Consider the following 22,264-nt stretch of genomic DNA (forward strand, 5'->3'; position numbering starts at 1 on the left):
CCTCCGGACGCATTCTCTTATCGAAAGGCTTCTCCGTGGAGCATTGGTTGCAACTGATGTGGGAGTCATTGGGCACACTGCTTTGGGCAGGGCTCGTCTTCACCATCCCGCTCACCTTGATTACCTTTGTCCTCGGTCTGCTACTCGGTCTACTCACCGCCGTCGTCAGGCTTTTCGGCCCGCCGCCGCTGGTGGCGATCGCCCGCTTCTATGTCTGGGTGATCCGCGGCACGCCGTTGCTCGTGCAGCTTTTCGTCATCTTCTACGGCCTGCCGAGTCTCGGCATCCTGCTCGATGCCTTTCCGGCCGCCGTGATCGGCTTTACGCTGAGTGTCGGCGCCTATACGTCCGAAATCATCCGCGCCGTCATTTCTTCCGTGCCTAAGGGCCAGTGGGAAGCCGCCTATTCGATCGGCATGAACTGGCGCCAGGCCATGAGCCGCACCATCCTGCCGCAGGCAGCGCGCGTCGCCGTGCCGCCGCTGTCGAACACCTTCATCTCGCTCGTCAAGGACACGTCGCTTGCCGCCGCCATCACCGTGCCGGAGCTGTTCCAGGCGGCACAGCGCATCGTGGCGACGACCTATGAGCCGCTGATCCTCTATATCGAGGCCGCCATCATCTATCTCGTGCTCAGCACCTTCCTGTCGACGCTGCAGGGCTACCTCGAACGCCGCTTCGCCCGCTCCGGCGGCACGCTGGAGGCACAGGCATGATCGAGCTATCGCATATCGAAAAGCGCTTCGGTGACAACGTCATCCTCAAGGATATCAACCTGATGATCCCGGAGGGAACGGTGACGGCGCTCGTAGGCCCCTCGGGCGGCGGCAAGAGCACGCTGCTTCGCTGCATCAACCTGCTTGAAATCCCGACATCAGGCACGATCCGCATCGGTGGGGAGACGGCCACCTTCCAGCCGGGCAAAAAGCCGTCCTGGCAGGAAATCCAGAAAATCCGCCGGCAGACGGGCATGGTTTTCCAGAATTTCCAGCTCTTTCCGCATCAGACCGCCATCGGAAACGTCATGGAGGGCCTGACGACCGTATTGCGCTGGCCGGCCGACAAGGCCCGCGCCCGCGCCGTCGAGCTTTTGACCAAGGTGGGAATGGCGCACAAGATGGATGCCTGGCCTTCGACGCTTTCGGGCGGCCAGCAGCAGCGCGTCGCCATCGCCCGGGCGCTTGCCCCCTCACCGCGCGTGCTGCTCTGCGACGAACCGACCTCGGCGCTCGATCCGGAACTGGCGGCCGAAGTGGTCGATGTCCTCGGCAAGCTCGCCAACGAAGGCACGACCATGGTCATGGCAACGCACGACCTGCGCCTTGCCTCGAAGATCGCCAACAACGTGGTGTTCCTGGAAGCGGGCAACATCGTCGAGACCGGCTCGTCGCGCAACATCTTCTCCAACCCCTCGCAGGAGCGGACGAAGCAATTCATCTCGACGCTGAATTCCGGGCTCAGCTACGACATCTGAGCCGGCAACCTGAGTTAAAACGGCCTCAGTTTTGGACAAAGCCGCGCATTGACGGCATGCGGCTTTGCGGTTAGCTCTAATGCCATGAATACGGCACTCGTTCTCGTAGTGGTAGGAAGGCGCATGGGCAGGATGGTGTAACCATCCGGCGAAAGCACCCATGCGCGGTAAGCAGGCTCCTGACGGGGCCTTTTTTATTGCCCGGATTGCGGGCGGCGCCTCGTCAGATCTCCCTCGACCTTCCACCCATATGACGGACAAGGCCATGACGCGCACCGAAAGCCGCATCGACCCCTCAGCCAAGCAAACCAACAACGACACGACCACCGAAAGAGCCGCCGTGCAGCCTAGGCTGACGACCCTCATCCTGCTCTCGGCCCTAGCCGTGCTGCCAGTCAACATGATCCTGCCATCGCTGCCGAAGATATCATCGGCATTCCACGCCGATTTCGCCCTCGTGAACCTCTCCGTCGCCGGCTTTTCCATCGTCACCGCAACCCTGGAAGCCATCGGCGGCGCGATATCGGATCGTTTCGGCCGCAGGCCAGTCGTCCTGATGGCGCTGGCCATCTTCATCATCGCGTCGATCGGCTGCGTTCTCGCTCCGAACATCGGCATCTTCCTGCTGTGCCGCATGATGCAGGCGTGCATCGGCCCCTGCTACTCCGTCGCCCTCGTCATCATCAAGGAAACATCTGACGATCGGGAAGCCGCCAGCAAGTTCGGCTATCTCGCCATGGGGTGGGCGCTGGCTCCCATGGTCGGCCCCCTGTTCGGCGGTTCGCTGGACGAGCTTCTCGGCTGGCGCGCCAGCTTCGTCGTCCTCGCGATCCTCGGCATTGCCGCCTTCCTCCTCTCCACGCGCGAGTTAAGAGGCTCGAGGGCGCCAAAATCTGCCGCGCACAAGAATTATCTTGCCTCCTATGCGCTGCTTTTGCGTTCGGCGCGGTTCTGGGCCTATACGCTCTGCATGGCCTGCTCGATGGGCGTGCTTTATATCTTCCTCGGCGGAGCGCCGCTCACGATAGGCGACACGCTCGGCGGCTCGAGCGCCAGGCTCGGCTTCTACATGGGCCTGGTTCCCGCCGGTTTCATTCTCGGCAGCTATCTCGCCGGTCGCTACGGGGCAAGAATTCCGCTCGGCATGATCCTCGTCGTTGCCCGGCTGCTGACCTGCATCGGCCTGACAGTCGGCCTCGCTTTGTCGCTGTGGGGCATGACGGAGGTTCTGGCGTTCTTCGGCCCCTGCGTCTTCATCGGCATAGGCAATGGCCTCACCATGCCGGCCGCCAACAGCGGCGCCATGTCGGTCCGATCGGATATGGTCGGCACAGCCGCTGGGCTTGCCGCCGCCATGCGGATTGCTGGCGGCGCACTCATCGGGTCGATCGGCGGGGTTTTCATCGCGCAATCGGCAACGATCCATACGCTTTTCACGCTGATGCTGGCATCCGCACTGCTCGCCCTGCTGGCGGCAATCTGGGCAGCCTTGATCGGCAAACGGAGGTAATTGCGGCTTATCCGATATTCTTGCTCATATGGACGAGGAAGCCGTCTTTCAGCGGCTCCTCGCGGTCGATCGCATAGCCATACCTAAGATAGAGCTGCACATTCTCGGCAAAACGTTTGTTGGTGTAGAGCCGGATATCTTTCAGGCCAAGCGTGGCCGCGACTTGCTCCGCATGGGCAAGCAGTCTCCTGCCGATACCCTGCCCCTGATGTCGCGGCGATACCGCGACGTTCTCGATCAACAGATGATCCGAGGCCGGCACTATCTCGATCAACGCCACAAGCTCACCACCCACCTCCACGAGATCGATGCGATGCTTGCGCACGGCCTCGGCATAATCAGCCGTCATCGGCAGCGGTTCGCGGCCGATGAGAGGCACCCATTTGCCGTAAGCCTCACGCGTCAACGCCCGGATGGCGTCGACATCGGCCTCCGTTGCCGCCCGCAAGGAAATCGCTTCCGTCACTCCTCCACCTCCGATAGCACCCAGACGTCTTTCGCGGCGTTTCTCACGGTCTTCGTGGAACCACGCAAGATGGCCAATTTCCTTGCCGGCATCGGTCTCACGCCGACAGGATCCTGTAGCCCTTCGGCTCCCGCTTTACGCGCCCAAAGCCGGTGATGTGGCCGCCGGCGACGATCCAGCCTTCGCGGGCAGCATCCTCCAAAGCAATCTGCCGGGTTCTAACCGCCTGCTCCGGATCGAGATCATAGGCGAGGCCGATCTTCGGATCGATCGGCTGCAGGTCCCCCAGATGCAAGGTATCGCCCCAGATCAGCAGAGAATCGTCGTCACCGCGCAGCAGATAGCCAGTGTGGCCGGGCGTATGACCCGGCAGCGGATGCACCTCTATATCAGGCAGCACTTCGCCAGCCCCGATCCGCCTTATGCTCGACCCGTAGACGCTCTGCAGCTGTTCGGCCGCCTTGAAGCCACCCCGCCGCGCTTCCGGCATCGCCTCGCGCACCACTGGATCGGTGAAAAAGGCAAGGTCACGCTCCGGCACGAACACATCGGCAGAGGGGAAATACGGCTTGTCTCCATCGAGCAAGCCGAGAGCATGGTCGCCATGGATATGGGTGAGCAAAACGGCCTGGATTTCATCCGGCGAAACACCCGCTTTATGCAATGCCGAGCGCGCATGGCCGTATTTCGGCCCCCAGGACGTGCCCGTGCCGGCATCGACCAGAATGGCGCCGCCGGGTCCGCGCAGGAGGAAGCAGTTCACATCCACCTGCAGCGTCGGCTTGCCCCAGGTTGCGATCGCCTGCTGCCTTGCAGCATCGCCATCTGCGTGGATCAACACATCCGCCGGCGCCTCGAAGAGGCCATCGAGCAGGAGGGTAACGTCATATTGCCCGATATGCAGGGAACGATCAGTCATGGCTGCGCCTCCGCCAGAAAAGCTTCACAAAAAAGGGCCGGATCGATGCCGGCCCCTTTCGTATCTTTATGGACGTTTAGGCGCCGTAGACGACGAGCAGATCCTTGGCATCGATCTGGTCGCCGGCGCGCACCAGCACCTCGGAGACCGTGCCGTCCTTTTCGGCGTGCAGCGCCGTCTCCATCTTCATGGCTTCGATGGAAACGAGCACATCGCCGGCCTTGATCGCCTGGCCGGGCGAAACGAAGACCGTGGAGATGACGCCTGGCATCGGCGCGCCGACATGCGCGGCATTGCCGGTCTCGGCCTTGCGGCGGATAGCACTGCCAGACGCGCCATGGGCGCGATCGGGCACCTTGATGCGGCGCGGCTGGCCGTTGAGCTCGAAGAACACCGTGACCATGCCCTTCTCATCGGTCGCCGTCATCGCCTGGTTGACGATGACGAGCGTCTTGCCCCTCTCGATTTCGGCAAAGAGCTCGTCGCCTTCCTTCAGGCCGTAGAAATAGGCCGGCGTCGGCAGCACCGAGACCGGACCATAGGTGTCGGCTGCCAACGCATAGTCGGTGAAGACCTTCGGATACATCAGGTAGGAGGCGAATTCGAAATCGTCGACCTTGCGCTCCAGCTTGGTCTCGATGACCTTACGCTCCGCATCGAGATCGGCCTCAGCCAGCAGCGAGCCGGGGCGAACGACATAGGGCTTGTCACCCTTCAGCGCCTTCTTCTGCAGCGCTTCCGGCCATCCGGACGGCGGCTGGCCGAGATCACCCTTCAGCATGGAAACGACCGAATCCGGGAAGGCGATATCCTTGGCCGGGTTTTCGACATCGGCAACCGTCAGATCCTGGCTCACCATCATCAGCGCCATATCGCCGACAACCTTGGAGGACGGCGTCACCTTGACGATATCGCCAAACATCTGGTTGGCGTCGGCATAGGCCTGCGCCACCTGGTGCCAGCGGGTTTCCAGGCCCAGCGAACGGGCCTGTTCCTTGAGATTGGTGAACTGACCGCCGGGCATTTCGTGCAGATAGACTTCCGAGGCCGGCCCCTTGAGATCGCTTTCGAAGGCGGCGTACTGGTGGCGCACGGCTTCCCAGTAGAAGGAGATGCGGCGGATCCATTCGGGATCGAGGCCGGGATCGCGCTCGGAGCCTTTAAGGGCTTCGACGATCGAGCCAAGGCAGGGCTGCGAGGTATTGCCCGACAGCGCATCCATCGCCGCATCGACGGCATCGACGCCGGCATCGATCGCCGCGAGCACGGTTGCGGCCGCAATGCCCGACGTGTCATGCGTATGGAAATGGATCGGCAGGCCGGTCGCCTCGCGCAGCGCCTTGAACAGCACCTTGGCCGCCGCCGGCTTCAGGAGGCCCGCCATGTCCTTCAGGGCGATGATATGGGCGCCGGCCTTTTCCAGCTCGACGGCGAGATCGGTATAATATTTCAGATCGTATTTCGGGCGGGCGGAATTGAGGATATCGCCCGTATAGCAGATCGCCGCCTCGCAGAGCTTGTTCTCTTCGGCAACGGCATCCATCGACACGCGCATGTTCTCGACCCAGTTCAGGCAATCGAAGACGCGGAAGAGGTCGATGCCGCCCTTGGCCGCCTGGCGGACGAAGTATTTCACGACATTGTCGGGATAGTTGGTATAGCCGACACCGTTGGCGCCGCGCAAAAGCATCTGCAGGAGCAGGTTCGGCGCGCCCTCGCGGATCAGCGACAGACGCTCCCACGGATCTTCCGTCAGGAAGCGCATGGAAACGTCGAAAGTGGCGCCGCCCCAGCATTCCAGCGACAGCAGTTGCGGCAGGGCGCGCGCATAGGTGCCGGCGACGCTGGCGATATCGTAGGTGCGCATGCGCGTCGCCAGCAGCGACTGGTGACCGTCCCGCATCGTCGTGTCGGTCATCAGCACGCGCTTTTCGCCGCGCATCCATTCTGCAAATTTCTGCGGGCCGAGCTTGTCGAGCAGCTGCTTGGTGCCGTCGGGAATATTGCTGTCGATATAGGGCAATACCGGCTCGGCAACCTTCGGCGAGGGCGCGGGACGACCGCGCGTTTCCGGATGGCCGTTGACGGTGACATCAGCGAGATAGGTCAGAAGCTTGGTGGCGCGGTCCTGGCGCTTGACCTGCTGGAACAGTTCCGGCGTCGAATCGATGAAGCGCGTCGTGTAGCTGTTGTCGCGGAATTTCTCGTGCGTGATGATCGCTTCGAGGAAGGTGAGGTTCGTCGCCACGCCGCGAATACGGAATTCGCGCAGCGCACGGTACATGCGGGCGATCGCCTCCTGCGGGTTCGGCGCCCAAGCCGTCACCTTCACCAGCAGCGGATCGTAATAACGGGTGATGATCGCACCGGTGTAGGAGGTGCCGCCGTCGAGACGGATGCCGAAGCCCGAGGCCGAGCGATAGGCAGTGATGCGGCCGTAATCCGGGATGAAGTTATGTTCCGGATCTTCCGTCGTCACACGGCACTGCAGCGCATGGCCGTTGAGACGGATGTCTTCTTGGCGTGGAACACCCGATTCCGGCGTACCGATGGCAAAGCCGTCGAGAATATGGATCTGCGCCTTGACGATATCGATGCCGGTGACGACTTCGGTCACCGTATGTTCGACCTGGATGCGTGGATTGACTTCGATGAAGTAGAATTTGCCGGTATCGGCGTCCATCAGATATTCGACGGTGCCGGCGCCGATATAATTCGTCGCTTTGGCGATCTTCAGCGAATGGGACGCCAGCTCCTGACGCTGCGCGTCGCTGAGATAGGGGGCCGGTGCGCGCTCGACGACCTTCTGATTACGGCGCTGGACCGAACAGTCGCGCTCGAACAGATGCACGACATTCCCATGCGTGTCGCCGAGAATCTGGCTTTCGACATGGCGGGCGCGCTCGACGAGCTTTTCGAGATAGACCTCGTCCTTGCCGAAGGCGGCCTTCGCCTCGCGCTTGGCTTCCGTCACTTCCTTGGCGAGATCGGCCTCGGAGCGGATGACGCGCATGCCGCGCCCGCCGCCGCCCCAGGAAGCCTTGAGCATCACCGGATAGCCGATCTCAGCCGCCATCTTGGCGACTTCAGCCATATCGTCAGGCAAGGGATCGGTGGCCGGCACGACCGGCACGCCGACCGAGATTGCGAGATTGCGGGCCGCGACCTTGTTGCCGAGCTGACGCATCGTATCGGCGCGCGGGCCGATGAAGATGATGCCGGCGGCATCGCACGCATCGACGAATTCCGGGCTTTCCGACAGCAGGCCGTAGCCCGGATGGATGGCATCGGCACCGGAAAGCTTGGCAACGCGGATGATCTCGTCGATCGACAGATAGCTCTCGATCGGCCCGAGATCGCGGGCAAGATGCGGACCGCGGCCGACCTGATAGCTCTCGTCGGCCTTGAAGCGATGCAGCGCGAGTTTGTCTTCCTCGGCCCAGATGGCCACCGTTTTTATGCCAAGCTCGTTGGCGGCGCGGAATACGCGGATGGCGATTTCGGAACGGTTGGCAACCAGGATCTTGGAAATGGGCAATGCTGTCTCCTCACGGCATCGAAACGGGCAATGCTGCACCCGCGAAGAGAATTCTTAACTTCTTGTCACAGGAAGTTCAATTTCTCCTGCGACATCCGACATCAAAATAGTTGCCATTACGGAATAAGTCCGTTTCTGAAAGCGATGGCAACGATGTGTTGCCGATTTCTGGCCTTCAGCTTGTCCTGGATGCTGTTCATGTACCAGTCGACGGTATGATTGGAGATCGTCAGCAGCCGGCTGATCTCGATCGACGTCATGCCGTCGGCCAGATGGTTCAGCACCTCCATCTCGCGTTTGGTCAGTTTCACATCGACCTTTCCCTGCTCCTCGATCGATTGCGCTTCGTCACGCAGCTCCAGAAGTCGCCAGAAGGCCTTTCTGGCCACGGCATCGAAGAGCGAAAGCTCCGTCGGGGATAGATCGACCGCCTCCCCGCCCATCGTCATGCTGCCAAGCAGACCGCTTCGTCCGTGAATCGGAAAGATATAGCCGTCGATCAGCCCGTTGGCACGGGCGTCCGCCATCATCTGCTCCATCCGGCGCCGGAGCGGATCAGATTTCTGCGCAGCCACGGCATCGCTCCAGCGGAAGGGGCGCTGCGCCCGGGTGGCATAGCGCGCAACCGGATCGACGAGCATGTATCTCTTGCGGACATAGGTTAGCGGCCATTGATCGGGCCAGCGGCCTGCCAGCATGAAACTGGCAATATCGACATTCGGCCGCGTCTGCCTCAACAGACCGTAGAAATCGAATTTGTAGGAACGGAGCACAAGCTCGAGCTCGGCCACGACATCCTTGGTACGCTTGCATTCTTCGATGACCACAAGCAATTGTATTAGCGAATGGATATTCACATTTACCCCTCGGCCTCGCAGCCTGAATTATCGGCGGACGAGCGTTGCCACCTTGCTCGCCAGGCCCCATAGCGCGCTTAATCGCCGGCAACATACTCAGGCCGACGGGAAATTGAACGCCTTTGGCGATTTTTTTACCATTCAACCCTGAATGGCCGCCTTCGGCGTGACTTAATAGTAACGGATGATGCCGCGGCAGGGTCGTCCCCAAATTGTCACATTTCTGCGGCGACCGATAGCACCTCGCCGTGACAGCACGCGTTGCGCGCGAAATTCCCTTGAAAAAACAGCTTCAGATTCCGTTAATCGCCGGTTCAGGTACCGATCTGTAGTGTCGCAGCATTCCGAGTTTTGCTGATGCACAGAGGGTGCCTGACGTGTCACTGTTCAAAGTCTATGCAAGAGCCCTGAAGTATCTTGGCGCGTATCGATACCGCGTTTGGATGGTCGTGATCGCAAACATCGCGCTTGCGATGACCACCATCTATGAACCGGTTCTGTTCGGCCGCATCTTCGACGCCATTGCCAAGAAAGAAGCCGTAACACCGACCATGATGCTGTGGGCCGGTTTTGCCGTCTTCAGTGCTGTCGCCTTCATCGTGGTGTCCCGCGAGGCCGACCGCCTTGCGCATGGCCGCCGCGCCTCCCTGCTCACCGAAGCATTCGGCCGCATCATTTCGATGCCGCTCTCCTGGCATAGCCAGCGCGGCACGGCGAGCGCGCTGAACACGCTTCTGCGCGCCTGCGAAGCGTTGTTCGGCCTGTGGCTCGAATTCATGCGCAACCATCTGTCGACCGCCGTTGCGCTCGTCATCATGGTTCCGACCGCCATGGCCATGGACCTGCGCCTGTCTGCAGTCCTCGTCCTGCTCGGCGTCTTCTACTGGATCATCGGCCGTCTGGTCATGAGCCGCACGAAGGATGGCCAGACCTCGGTCGAAAGCCACTACAACACGGTTTTCTCGCATGTCAGCGACTCGATCAGCAATGTATCGGTGCTGCACAGCTACAATCGTATCGAAGCTGAAACCAAGGCGCTGAAGTCCTTCACCGAACGCCTGCTCGCTGCCCAGTATCCGGTCCTTGACTGGTGGGCGCTTGCCGGCGCGCTGAACCGCACGGCCTCGACCGTCGCCATGATGGCGATCCTGATGATCGGCACCGTCCTCGTCCAGGATGGCAGCCTCAGCCTCGGTGCCCTGATCACCTTCATCGCTTTTGCGAACGTGCTGATCGGCCGTCTGGAACAGCTGCGCAACTTCGCCAACCAGATTTTCGAAGCGCGCGCCAAGCTCGTGGACTTCTACACGCTGGAAGATTCGGTTCGCGACCGCGAAGAGCCGGCCGGTCTTGCCGAAATCAAGGACGTCAAGGGCGAAGTGGAATTCCGCGACGTATCCTTCGGCTTCGCCAACTCCTCGCAGGGCCTGCACGACATCTCCTTCAAGGTGAAAGCAGGCCAGACCGTTGCTATCGTCGGCCCGACCGGCGCCGGCAAGACGACACTCGTCAACCTGCTGCAGCGCGTCTTCGACCCGCAGAAGGGCCAGATCCTCGTCGACGGTCACGACATCACCAAGGTGACCCGCAAGTCGCTGCGCCGCTTCATCGCCACCGTCTTCCAGGATGCCGGCCTGCTGAACCGCTCGATCAGCGACAACATCCGCCTCGGCCGCGAAGGCGCGACGCAGGAAGAAATGATCCGTGCCGCCCAGGCCGCCGCCGCCAACGACTTCATCGAAACCCGCGAAGGCGGCTACGATACCCGCGTCGGCGAGCGTGGCAACAAGCTCTCGGGTGGTGAACGCCAGCGTATCGCGATCGCCCGCGCCATCCTCAAGGATGCGCCGATCCTTGTGCTCGACGAAGCGACCAGTGCGCTCGACGTCGAAACCGAAAACCGGGTCAAGACCGCGATCGACAACCTGCGCCAGAACCGCACGACCTTCATCATTGCGCACCGCCTGTCGACGGTCCGCGAGGCCGACATGGTCCTCTTCCTGGACAACGGCCGCATCATCGAGAACGGCAGCTTCAACGAGCTCAGCCAGAGCAACGGTCGCTTCGCCGCCCTCCTGCGCGCCAGCGGCATCCTGACGGACGAGGAAGTCCGCAAGGCACACGCAACGGAAAACGAAGCCGCCTGATCTTCGCAAGGGGCCCAAGATCAAAGCCGGGAGAGCAACGCTCTCCCGGCTTTTTTGTGCTCGGCACAAGAAACCCCCTCTCCCCATAAGCAGTGCGAGGGCTGGGGTGAGGGCCGCAAGCTACCGACTTGATGGAGAGTGCTGATTTGTTTCGCGCTGGCTGCGCCTTGGGTCAGACACGCCCACCGCCTTCTGCAAGCCACCCATCGCAAATGGCACCCATGGTTTTAGGAGCCGACGGTATCGCTTATGGACGATCGACAGCATCACGCAATTACTGTCTTCGCAAACAGGCCCTCACCTTGGCCCACTCGCCGCTTGCGAGGAGAGGGGACTATCCGGCAATGCCGCCTGCCTGGACTAGGGGATGCAGTTCAAATCAGCATCTCGCCCATGCTGCTCCACGCATCGATGCCCTTTGCACAAATTTGAGCGACCAGGGCAAGCCAGACAAAATGACTGTGGCACTGTCATCGGCAAGATGATCATCATTCTCAACGCATGATTAGGCAACCGGATGGCATCCCCGCTCGCCCCACGACGCCCGCTGCTTTTGGTGTGTGCCTCGGCTGTTGAGTAGCGGCGCAAGCACTGCGGTCGCGATCTTGAAAGCCAGGTGAGCAAGAGCGAAGCTTGAATTTAGTAAAGGCCAGCGGAGCCCAAAGCTGGCGCCATTCACCGCGGACGGGCATCCATAGGCAGGCACCCGGAACAAGAAAGACCCGGCGGGAAAACCGGGCCTTTCCGTTTTCTGATCGGAGGTCAATACGGACGAATGCTGACTGGAGTTAGGGTCGGCACCCGACCGGCATCGGATCAGAACTTGCACTCGAAGCTGAACAGGCCGTCCATTTGTCAGTGCGGGCCCCGTGAGCCTGGTCGCCGCGATCTCAGCAACGGCGGGAAGATCAATGGGCCGAACCGCGTGCGGGCACGCGGCGCGGCGGAACCCTTCAATGACGCTTTCCGAAATGAGCAGGCATTGCGATCGGTGCTGCAGGCGCCTTCGCCGCGCGCTGGCCGGCAAGCTCAAGCCGCTTGTGCTCGAGATGATAGGCATAGAGGAACTGCGCGGCGATGCCGAAGACGACATAGATCGCACCGACGACGGAGCTCTTGTTGGTCACATAGAGAAGGACCTGGCCGGCCATGGCGAGTATCGTGCCTGCAACGAAGATATTCAGCGAATGCCGCCCGAGGATCGTCAGCGGGTGGCTTGCCGAGCGGCGCAGCAGCGCCGAAATGGAAGGTATGCTGATGATCAGATAGGCGAGCGCCAGTACATGCAGCAGCCGCGGCAGCGACAGGAAGGTCTTGTCGAAGCCGGTGACCACGGTCGGCAGGCCGAGCATGGCGAGGTAGTCGCCGAGTATCCATAGCTTGTCGGTCACCCAGATGAAGGACAGGAGCACATAGGCGCAGGCCAGCGCGATCAGAACCGGATGGGCAGGGATTTGCCCGCCGCGCTTGACATGCATGCTGGCGACGAAGCCGATGACGAAAAGCAGCTGCCAGGATAGCGGATTGAGGAACCAGAAGCCGTCAAGCAGCGTCGTGTGCGGCGCGATGTAATAGATGCCCGACACCAGCCAGACGCCGACCGAAACTGCGAGCAGAAGCAAAGGACTCCTTGCCTCCAGCAGCATGATCAGCGGCAGCATAAGGAACAGGGCGCCGTACATGGGCAGAATGTTGTTGTAGCCGATCTGGTGCCCGAGCGTCAGCAGCGCGGGAATGCCGCGCGCCGGGTCCATCAGCAGGGCAAGAATGTTCACTTCGCAGAGCAGGCCCTTCTGGTGGAAAATCCACGCGCCGGAAATGAAGAGCACCAGCGTCACGAAAGTCGTGATCATATGCGCAGTATAGAGCGTGAAGGCGCGCCTGACCGCCTTCCATGCCATTTTCAGCCGATCGCCCGGAAGAAACCGCGTTCCGTAGGCAAGACCGACGGAAATGCCGGAGATCAGTACGAAAGCCTCGGCGCCGTCGGAAAATCCGAAATTCTTGGAGGTCAAATCTTCGAAGATCTGCCCTGGCACATGGTTGATAAAGATCATGATCAGAGCCAAGGCTCTCAGAACATCCAGTCGGGTATCCCTCTGGGAGACCGGCTTCGGCAAACTCACTCGTTGTGCCGGCACCGGGCTCATATTCGCCCTTGAATTCATAAAACTCTCCTGTTCCGACAATCAAATGCAATCGGGGCCAAAGAGTTCCCCCTTTGGCCCCGATCGTCGAAGCGAAACAGTGCAGAAACGCTACTGTCCGACCGGAAAGCCCTCTTCGGGATGGGCGACCGCCCTGTCATTGATGGTCACCGAGTATCTCGCCGCATCGGGCGCTTTTGAGACGGAAATACGGTAATTTCCGCTCGGCAGTTCGATATCCGCCGCAAAGCCGTCCCAGTTCGAAGGCAGTGCCGGCTTGACGAAAAGTCGTCCGTTTTTCACGCGGATACCGAGAATGCCTTCGACAGCGACGCGATACAGCCAGCCGGCGGAGCCCGTATACCAGGTCCAGCCGCCTCGGCCCGTCAATTGTCCTTCGCAGTAGATATCAGCGGCGACCACATAGGGCTCTACACGATAGGTATCAGCCTGATCACGATCGCGTGCATGGTTGATCGGGTTCAGCATGTCGAAGCAATGCCAGGCATCGTCGCCGCGATCCATCTCCGCCAGCGCCATAACCACCCATGTGGCCGCATGGGTGTACTGACCGCCATTTTCGCGCACGCCCGGCGGGTAGGACTTGATGTAGCCCGGGTCGCGGGCCGACTTGGCAAAGGGCGGCGTGAACAGCCGGATGATGCGGTTTTCGTCGTCGACAAGCTTGTCGAGCACGGCGTTCATCGCCTTCTCGCCGCGTGCCTTGTCGCCTTCGCCGGAGAGAATGTTCCACGACTGCGCGATCGAATCGATCTGGCACTCGAAATTCTCGCTGGAGCCGAGCGGGCTGCCATCGTCGAAATAGCCGCGGCGATAGTGACCGCCGTCCCAGCCGGCCGATTCCAGCGCCTTGCGCAGCTCCGGCAGGTGATCGGACCAGCGCTTGACGCGCTCCTTGTCGCCGCGGGCCTCGGCATAGGGCAGGAAGGCGGTGAGCATGCCGGCCAGGAACCAGCCGAGCCAGACGCTTTCGCCGCGGCCCTGGATGCCGACGCGGTTCATGCCGTCGTTCCAGTCGCCGCCGAGGATCAGCGGCAGGCCATTGCCGCCCTTGCGCTTGATCGCGAGATCGAGCGCCAAGGCCGCATGTTCGTAGACGCTGACTTTGTCCTGCGACACGGTCGGCTGATAGAAGACGTCATGCGTTCCCGGCATCAGCGCCGCACCTTCGACGAAGGCAAGTTCCTCGTCGAGGAGCGACTTGTCGCCCGTCACGGTGCAGTACTGGTCGATGGCATAGGCGAGCCAGACGACATCGTCGGAAATATGCGTACGCACGCCGGCGCCGCTGCCCGGCAGCCACCAATGCTGCACGTCGCCTTCGCGGAACTGACGCTGGGCGGCATTGAGGATCTGGTTGCGGGCAAGCTCCGGCTTGTGCACCAGGAATGCCAGCGTATCCTGCAGCTGGTCGCGGAAGCCGAAGGCGCCCGACGACTGATAGAAGGCGGTACGCGCCATGATGCGGCAGCCGAGGCTCTGATAGGGCAGCCAGGCGTTGATCATGTTGTTCATCGCCTTGTCCGGCGTCGAGATCTTCACATGGCCGGTGAAGCCGTTCCAGAACTCGCGGCCTTCGGAAAGCACGGCCTCGAAATCGGCCTTGCGGATTTCCAAAACCAGGGCGCGGGCCTCTTCGACGGTCGCCGTATCGCCCATGTAGAAGCAGATTTCCTTCTGCTCGCCAGCGGCAATCGTCACGTCGAAGGCCAGAGCACCGCAGGGGTCGCCATCCAGATCGGTCGAGTTAGAGAGCGCCGCAGCCGTCACCACGGCTTCCGGCATCTGGATCGTGCCATGGCGGCCAATGAACTCGCGGCGGCTTGCCGAAAAGCTCGAATGCGTCTCGCTCGCCGCCATGAAGGCGGTCCGCTTGAAGTAATCGATGCTGTAGGGGTTGTTGGCAAACAGAGCACCCGTCTCCTCATCCAGCGTCGACAGGATGAAGGGCCTGGTCTTGTTTTGATTGATGCCGAGCACCCATTCGGCGTAGTTGTAGATCCGCAGGCGCCGGCTGCCAGCGCCCTTGTTGCTGAGCCGCAGGCGGAAGAACTTGACCGGGCGCTCGCGATCGACGGTCTGAGTCAGCTCCAGCGCCACGCCATCCTCTTCGCTCGAGAAGACGGAGTAACCGAGGCCGTGACGGGCCTCGAAACGGACCTTCGCGTTGCGCGACAGGCCGGCATAGGGCGTCATGACCTTGTTGCTGTCGAGATCGGCAACATAAAGCGCCTCGCCCGGACGGTTGATGACCATATCGTTGGTCCAGGGCGTCAACTGATAGTCGCGCGAATTGTGGCTCCAGGTGAAGCCGCCACCTTCGGCGGGAACATGGAAGCCGAAGCGCTCGTTCGAAATGACGTTGATCCACGGATGCGGCGTCGACTGACCGCCGGGCAGACGCACGACATATTCGCGGCCGTCCTTGGAGAAGCCGCCATAGCCGTTCCAGAAATCGAGATCGTCCTGCGCCTCGATAGGCTCGGCCATAAAGATCGATTCCTGCAGCACAGTCGGCACGGTCAGACGATTGACCGGCGCCGGGCCGTCGGACTGCGCGGAGGCGAACAGCGTCGCCGCGCGGGCGATCTGATCGACCAGCTTGCCATTGCGCGCATGGAAGATCACCCGCGATGCGGCAAGGATCTCCTGATAGGTCTCGTTCTCGATCTGATCCTTGCGAACCGAGAAGATGTTCTGGCGCAGGCCGTCGCCCTGATTGTGACGGACGTGTTCGACGAGCTTGTCCAGCTCCCGCTGCATGTCCTGGGCCTGCTCGACGGCGCGTTCGTTGACGATCACGAGATCGGCGCTGATGCCGCGCGACCGCAGATATTCCGCGGCCATCAGCGCTTCTCTGGCGATTTCGAGGTCGATATCATCGTTGATGCGCAGCGTGAAGATCGGGAAATCGCCCGAGATCGTCACCGGCCAGAGAGCAGACTGCGAATGCAAGCCGGCCTGCACGGTGGCGCCATCGGCGCGCAGATGCATGTCCGGGTAGACGAGATAACGCGCCAGCTTCTGGAAGGCGGCCGCCTGCTGCGAGGTGACGCCGACATGGCGCATCTGCATCTGCGTGCGGGTCCAGGCCTGCGTGAGCTCGATGCCGAAGGTGTCCGGATTGCGGTAGCGCTCGACGGCCTTGTCGACTTCCTCGCGGTTCGGCGCGGCAATCGTCCAGAAAATGACGCTGACCTTCTTGCCGGCGGGAACGCGCACCACGCGACGCAGCGACAGGCAGGCATCCATGGTGAAGCCATCGGTGCCAGAGAGCGTTGCGCCAGGATCGAAGGCGGCTGCTTCGGCAAGCGTGCGGCCGCGGCCGAGGAACTTGCGGCGGTCGGTTTCGAATTCGGTCGGGCGTTCCGATCCGGCATTGTCGACGACCAGGTGAGCGACCGACATATCCGGCTCATTATAGTCGCGCTTGTTGCGCTCGGCGCGGATCACGTCGCCGTTTTTGCCGATCTCGGTGCGCACGAACATGCGCGTGAAGACCGGGTGACCGGAATCGACGTCGTCGCTCGCAAGCGCTGGCTCGAGATAGGAGGTCACTTCGATGAAGCGATCTTCCGCACCCATGTTGAGCAGCGTCACGCGACGGCCTTCGGCATCGTGCTCCGTCGCGACGATGCATTCGACGTCGCTGGTGAGATCACCGACGGTCTTGCTGTATTCGGCCTTTTCATCGCTGAAGGCGACCTTGGTCTTTTCTCCTTCGATGCTGCGCGGCTCGGCGGTCGCCGACCACCATTGGCCGGAAGCCGTATCGCGCAGGAAGATGAAGGTGCCCCAGCGGTCTTCCGTCGGGTCGGCGCGCCAGCGCGAGACCGTCAGACCATTCCAGCGCGAGTAGCCGGCACCGGTTGCCGTCAGCATGACGGAATAGTGGCCGTTGGAAAGGAAGGCGAGCTCGCGATCCTGCGTCGCCGGATCGGCGATCTTGCGGATCTCCGGACGCAGCATGTCTTCCTGGATATTGGCCGGCTGGTCGCTTTCGTGCTTCGCGGCCATGACCGGAATGTCGCGCGGCGCCTTTTCCTGCAGCAGCAATTCGGCCGCCTCGATCACCGGATCGGCATGGAAGAGCTCGCGCAAGCGGCCATTGAAGGCGACGTTGGCGATCGCGGCGATCGACATGCCATGATGGTGCGCATAGTAATTGTAGACCACCGCGCACTTCTTGCCTTCGGGAACGCGGGTCGGCGTGAAGTCGACGGCATCGTGGAAGCCGTAGATGCCGAGCGCGCCCACTTTGCGCAGCTTCTGCAGGTTTTCGAGCGCCGCGGCCGGACGATACTGGCTGGCAAGGATCGAGGCATAGGGTGCGATGACGGCGTTCTGGCCGAGGCCGCGCTTGAGGCCGAGGGAAGGCACACCGAAATTGGTGTACTGGTAGTGCATGTAGTGGTCGCGGGCATTGAAAGCCGCTTCCGAAATGCCCCAGGGGATATCCGAGCCAAGACGCTTGGCGTAGTTCATCTGCTCCTGCACGATAAGATTGTTCGTCTGGTTGAGGATACCGCCCTGGCGCTCCTGCATGACGAGCGGCGGCATCAGATATTCGAACATCGAGCCGGACCAGGAGACCAGCGCGCCACGCGAACCGACGGGCACGACCTGACGGCCGAGACGATACCAGTGCTCGGTCGGCAGATCGCCCTTCGCGATGGCGAAAAGGCTGGTGAGGCGGGCTTCGGAGGCCAGAAGGTCGTAGCAGGCCGCATCGAGCTCGTTGGTTTCGACGCGGAAGCCGATGGAAAGCAGGCGCCGCTCCGGACGATAGAGAAAGGCGTATTCCATGCCGAAGGCGAGTTCGCGCATCTGGTCGCGCAGCTTCGCCAGACGCTGGCGCAGCGAATCCACATTGGCGAGATCGAAGATGCTGTCGGCAATATGGCCTTCGCAAACCCTAACCAGCGATTGCGACCAGGTGAGCACTTCGCCGCTCTGCGTCGACTTCACCTCATGGTCGAGGTTTGCAGCAAGCTTCTGGATGTCCTGCGCCAGAACCGAAAGATTGATGACGCGGATGGAGGCGAACTCATGCTCGCGCTTGACGGCGGCGAGCGCGTTCTGGAAGCCGACAATGCGCTCTTCCAGGCGGCGGCGCAGCGGCCGCACCGTCTTGCGGTCGTCCGGAAGCTCGGCAAGCATTTCGGCGAGAATGCCGGCGACGTCGCCGATACCGTCCAGATTGCCCTGCATATGCGCCGATGGCGCTTCCGCCCAGATGCGGCAGGCCGACGAAACGGCAATCAGGTGGCCGGCAAAGTTGCCGCTATCGACAGCCGAGATATAGCGCGCGCCCATCGGCTTCAGCGTATCGGTGTGATACCAGTTGCACAGGTGCCCGCGAAATTTTTCGAGCTTCGCCACGGTCGCCATGGTCTTTTCCATGCGATCGATGGTTTCCTCGAAGGAGGTCCAGCCGAAATGACGGGCCGAAATGACCGACAGCAGGTAGACGCCGATATTGGTCGGCGACGTCCGCGACGCGACGACGGCATTCGGGGTCTGCTGCACGTTGTCGGGCGGCAGATGGTTCTGCTGTTCGACGACGAAGGTCTCGAAATAGCGCCAGGTGCGGCGCGCGATCTTGCGCAGTTCGAACGAAACGCTTTCCGGCACTTCGAGCCGGTCTTCGGTCTCGGCCGACTGGCTGACATACCAGGCGATCGCCGGCGACAGGACCCAGAGCAGCGCAAAGGGAATGCCGACGAAGAAGGCGTTGTCGCCGGAGAGCGAGGCGAAGGCCAGAGCCAAGAGCGCCAGCACCGGCGCATGCCACATGACGCGGTAGTGGCCGAGGATCGTCGTCTGCGCGGCAGCCTGGGCGCTTGCGGCAGTTCGCCATTGCAGCATCAGCTTGCGGCTGACAAAGGCACGGTAGAGCGAACGGCCGATGGCGTCGGCCATAATGCAGGCGCCGTCGGCGATGAAGACGATGCGCAGCGCCACCTGGGCATTGGCGGCGCGGATGTCCGACCAGACGGTGTAGAGATGGGCACGGGCGACGATATCGCTGGTACGCGGAATGATGCCGTTGATGAGCGACAGCGTCGGCGCTACGAACAGGCAGAAGATCAGAAGAATCTGCCAGATGAGCGCCGCCAGCGGCTCCATGAAGTACCAGCCGAGCACGGAGGCGAAGAACCAGGCGATTGGCGTCAACGAACGACGCAGATTATCCATCATCTTCCAGCGGCCAAGGCCGGTGACGCCGCGCTTCGGATTGAAGAGATAGGGAAGGAGCTGCCAGTCGCCGCGCGCCCAGCGATGCTGGCGCGAGACTTCCACTTCGTAGCGGATCGGGAAGTCTTCGACGAGTTCGCAGTCCGTGACGAGGGCGCAGCGCGCCATCGAGCCCTCGAGCAAATCGTGGCTGAGAACAGCGTTTTCGTCGATCTTGCCCTTCAGCGACGCTTCGAAGGCATCCACGTGATAGAGGCCCTTGCCGGTGAAGGTGCCTTCCTCGACCAGATCCTGATAGACGTCTGAAACGGCGAAGACGTAAGGGTCGAGGCCGCGGTTGACCGAGAAGACACGCTGGAAGACCGACGCATCCTTGCCCGTGGTCAAGGACGGCGTGACGCGCGGCTGCAGCACGCCGTAGCCGCGCACGACGCGCTTGCTCTCGGGGTCGAAAACCGGGCGGTTGATCGGGTGATGCAGCTTGCCGACGAGCTTCGTCACGGTATCGCGCACCAGGCGTGTATCGGAATCGAGCGTCATGACATACTGCACGTCCTTCGGCACGATATTGGCGCCAGGCAGGAAGGTGGTGTCGCGGTCGCCGCGCAGGAGCATGTTCAGCTCGTGCAGCTTGCCGCGCTTGCGCTCCCAGCCCATCCACGCGCCTTCGGCCGGATTGTAGAGACGGCGGCGATGCAGCAGGTAGAAGCGCTGGATGCCGTCTTCATCGTAGCGGGCAGCCAGATTGGCGACTTCGCGGCGGGCGTAGTCGAGGATTTCCAGATCGCGCTCGCTCTCCTCCTCCTGGCTGTCGGGCCAGTCGCTGAGCAGCGCGTAGTAGATCTCGCCGCCCGGATTGGCGAGATAATGGACTTCGAGATTGCGCACGAGTTCGTCGACGCTGTCGCGGTTGCCGATCAGCGTCGGCACGACGACCAGGGTGCGGGCTTCTTCCGGAATGCCTTCCTTGAATTCGTAGCCGACCAGACGCGCCGGCGTCAGATACATGGTGACGAAGAAATTGAAGAGGCCGGTGGCGCCTTCCGAGGCCGGCAGCGAGAACATCAGAAGCAGCAGGATGGTCTCGGCCCAGCCCATGCCGGCATGCAGCATGAAATAGCCGACGACGCCGAGCGCCACGACGGTCAGGAACAGCACCGGGGCTGCGATCGACAGCCAGTTCAGCTTGCGCCACTGGCGCACGAAGCTGACCGAAATCGGCGCACGGTAGCCGATTGCCTTTTCCAGCTTCTGGGTCTGCTGACCCATGATGAAATCGCCGATATTCGGCTCACGCGCCTGCCCTTCGCCCGATGCCTTGGCGGCCTCGGTCATCGCCATGGCGACCTGGGCGATCTCCATTTCGGTCTTGTCGGAACGGCGGGCGAGCTTTTCAATGCGGCGGCGGTAGCTGTTGCGCGAACCCGGATCGAGCTTGGCGTAGTCGGTCTCGTCCCAGAGCAGCTTGTCGACGGCGCTGACCTCTTCGACCCAGACGGACCAGTCGGTATCGTCGATGAGACGGAGGCTCTTGATGATGTTGCCCATCGTCACATTGCCCGACGACAGGCGATTGTGCTCCGCCATCATGACGCTTTCGGCGTCGGTACCGGCCTCGGCAAGCCGCTTTTCGAGCCAAGTGACGGCAAGACCCGACGTATGCGAGCCGTCGCGCAGGCGATAGAGGAACTGCGTGGCGAAGGTATTGTCCGAGGTTAAGGGCTCGAGCGTCTTCAGGAACTCGGCGACCTTGGCATCGTCGTTGAGACGGATCAGCTCATCGACGGCGGCATTGGCCTTCTTGCGGGTCATGCGGCTCTGCTCGACGCGGCTCGAAATGCGGCGCAGATTTTCGACGAGGATGTAGCGCACCAGCGAAGGAACGGCCCAAAGCTCGCCGATCTTCAGCATCTCCACCGACTGGAAACCTTCGACGAGCGCCAGCAGGCCCTGATTGGATACTGTGCTATGCGTGTGGGCGACGTAAAGCCAGGCCAGCGCCATGGTGCGCGGCATCACCATGCCGTCGATGGTCAGCGTCTGCAGCTGGTCGTAAAACTTCTTCGGAAAATCACGGCGGACTTCCTGAATGGCTTCTTCGATGATGTAGTGGTTGTCGAGCAGCCATTCGGCGGCCGGCGTGATCGACTCGCCGGCATCGACATCGGCATTGGCCGAGCGATAGACGCGCAGGATCTCTTTCTCGTTTTCCTTGTGCCGGGCGAAGAAATCGAAGGGCGCAAAGCCTGGCAGCTTGGTTTTCGCACCATTGCGGGCGAAGGTCGCGCCGCATTCCTTTATCTGCTCGTTGGAGAAATAGGTGGCACGGATCGCATCATTATGATCGATCTGCTTGGCTTCAGAATCGCGTGGCGTAACGGTGGAGAGATTTTGAGATGTCATGGATCGGGTTCTGGGTCCAAACAGAGTAAGTGGCATTGTCGCCTTTATCGTCTTTGCCCTGCCCGACACAAGAATTCACGCATTTGGACCCTTTTGCTTCGCTTCCTGGCGGGCGAAGGGGGTGAATTAGAAGTGTCAGCTTAAAACAAATATATAGAGGCGAAGATTTTCACGGGGCCGGTCTTAAGGATCTTGGCGCTTTTTGCCATTATCCCGGTTGGGTGCCCATGAAACTGGATACGCGGCCAAATGGTTCCGGCAGCGATCCGCACACGTCAACGACAATCGATCAAGATCATGAGGCATTCTCCTTCGGCTGATGGATCCGCTTTCGGAAATTCAGCATGGTTCGGCATATTGAACCCTCAATATCCCGCAGAAGATGAACTTCAACTGAACCCCCTCAAAAGATTCGCAAATTCCTGTCGGGAGCATCGCTTTCGCGGCAGCTCATGGCTTGGTTTGAAGCCAGCGTGCCAATGCGAAAGTTGACTAACCTGGCCCAATCCTATGCCTGCCACCAAAAGACAGCCCCTTTCCTGATCCCGGAAAGCTCAATACAAAAGATCGGTTGCCCCTCCGCG

10 protein-coding genes are annotated in these 22,264 nt (G+C 61.4%); 4 read left to right on the forward strand and 6 right to left on the reverse strand.

Annotated features, from left to right (window positions below):
• Nucleotides 1-35: 35 nt before the first annotated feature.
• The 3 genes from ABOK31_RS16125 to ABOK31_RS16135 all read left to right on the forward strand — a co-directional run bounded on the left by ABOK31_RS16125 (nucleotide 36) and on the right by ABOK31_RS16135 (nucleotide 2,984).
• Entirely contained in the window at nucleotides 36-716 is a 681-nt protein-coding gene (locus ABOK31_RS16125; RefSeq protein WP_349956679.1) for an amino acid ABC transporter permease, read from the forward strand.
• Nucleotides 713-1,474 carry an amino acid ABC transporter ATP-binding protein gene (locus ABOK31_RS16130; RefSeq protein ID WP_174173294.1) on the forward strand — a complete coding sequence of 254 codons (762 nt, stop codon included), beginning with the start codon at nucleotides 713-715 and terminating at the stop codon, nucleotides 1,472-1,474. Before ABOK31_RS16125 ends, ABOK31_RS16130 begins: the two co-directional genes overlap by 4 nt.
• Nucleotides 1,475-1,739: 265 nt before the next feature.
• Nucleotides 1,740-2,984, forward strand: coding sequence for a multidrug effflux MFS transporter (locus ABOK31_RS16135; RefSeq protein ID WP_349956680.1), 1,245 nt, complete (start codon nucleotides 1,740-1,742; stop codon nucleotides 2,982-2,984).
• A 7-nt stretch (nucleotides 2,985-2,991) separates the two neighbouring features.
• On the opposite strand, the gene ABOK31_RS16140 is transcribed toward ABOK31_RS16135, so the two are convergent.
• The 4 genes from ABOK31_RS16140 to ABOK31_RS16155 form a co-directional block, all read right to left on the reverse strand.
• A complete protein-coding gene (locus ABOK31_RS16140) occupies nucleotides 2,992-3,450 on the reverse strand; it encodes a GNAT family N-acetyltransferase (protein ID WP_349956681.1) in 459 nt (152 codons plus the stop codon).
• Between the two features lie 97 nt (nucleotides 3,451-3,547).
• Nucleotides 3,548-4,369: an MBL fold metallo-hydrolase gene (locus tag ABOK31_RS16145; RefSeq protein WP_349956682.1), complete on the reverse strand. Its 822-nt coding sequence runs from the start codon at nucleotides 4,367-4,369 to the stop codon at nucleotides 3,548-3,550.
• A gap of 76 nt (nucleotides 4,370-4,445) precedes the next feature.
• Nucleotides 4,446-7,907, reverse strand: coding sequence for a pyruvate carboxylase (pyc, locus tag ABOK31_RS16150; protein WP_349956683.1), 3,462 nt, complete (start codon nucleotides 7,905-7,907; stop codon nucleotides 4,446-4,448).
• Nucleotides 7,908-8,023: 116 nt separating this feature from the next.
• A complete protein-coding gene (locus tag ABOK31_RS16155) occupies nucleotides 8,024-8,764 on the reverse strand; it encodes a LuxR family transcriptional regulator (protein WP_349956684.1) in 741 nt (246 codons plus the stop codon).
• A gap of 377 nt (nucleotides 8,765-9,141) precedes the next feature.
• Between ABOK31_RS16155 and ABOK31_RS16160 the strand changes: the two genes are divergently transcribed.
• Nucleotides 9,142-10,911, forward strand: coding sequence for a glucan ABC transporter ATP-binding protein/ permease (locus ABOK31_RS16160; RefSeq protein ID WP_174173288.1), 1,770 nt, complete (start codon nucleotides 9,142-9,144; stop codon nucleotides 10,909-10,911).
• 953 nt (nucleotides 10,912-11,864) lie between these two features.
• On the opposite strand, the gene opgC is transcribed toward ABOK31_RS16160, so the two are convergent.
• A complete protein-coding gene (gene opgC / locus ABOK31_RS16165) occupies nucleotides 11,865-13,061 on the reverse strand; it encodes an OpgC domain-containing protein (protein ID WP_349958976.1) in 1,197 nt (398 codons plus the stop codon).
• A 108-nt stretch (nucleotides 13,062-13,169) separates the two neighbouring features.
• Nucleotides 13,170-21,680: a glucoamylase family protein gene (locus ABOK31_RS16170; RefSeq protein WP_349956685.1), complete on the reverse strand. Its 8,511-nt coding sequence runs from the start codon at nucleotides 21,678-21,680 to the stop codon at nucleotides 13,170-13,172.
• Nucleotides 21,681-22,264: the final 584 nt, after the last annotated feature.

Origin of the sequence: Rhizobium sp. ZPR4, from assembly GCF_040215725.1 — a bacterium.
Lineage (GTDB): Bacteria > Pseudomonadota > Alphaproteobacteria > Rhizobiales > Rhizobiaceae > Rhizobium > Rhizobium rhizogenes_D.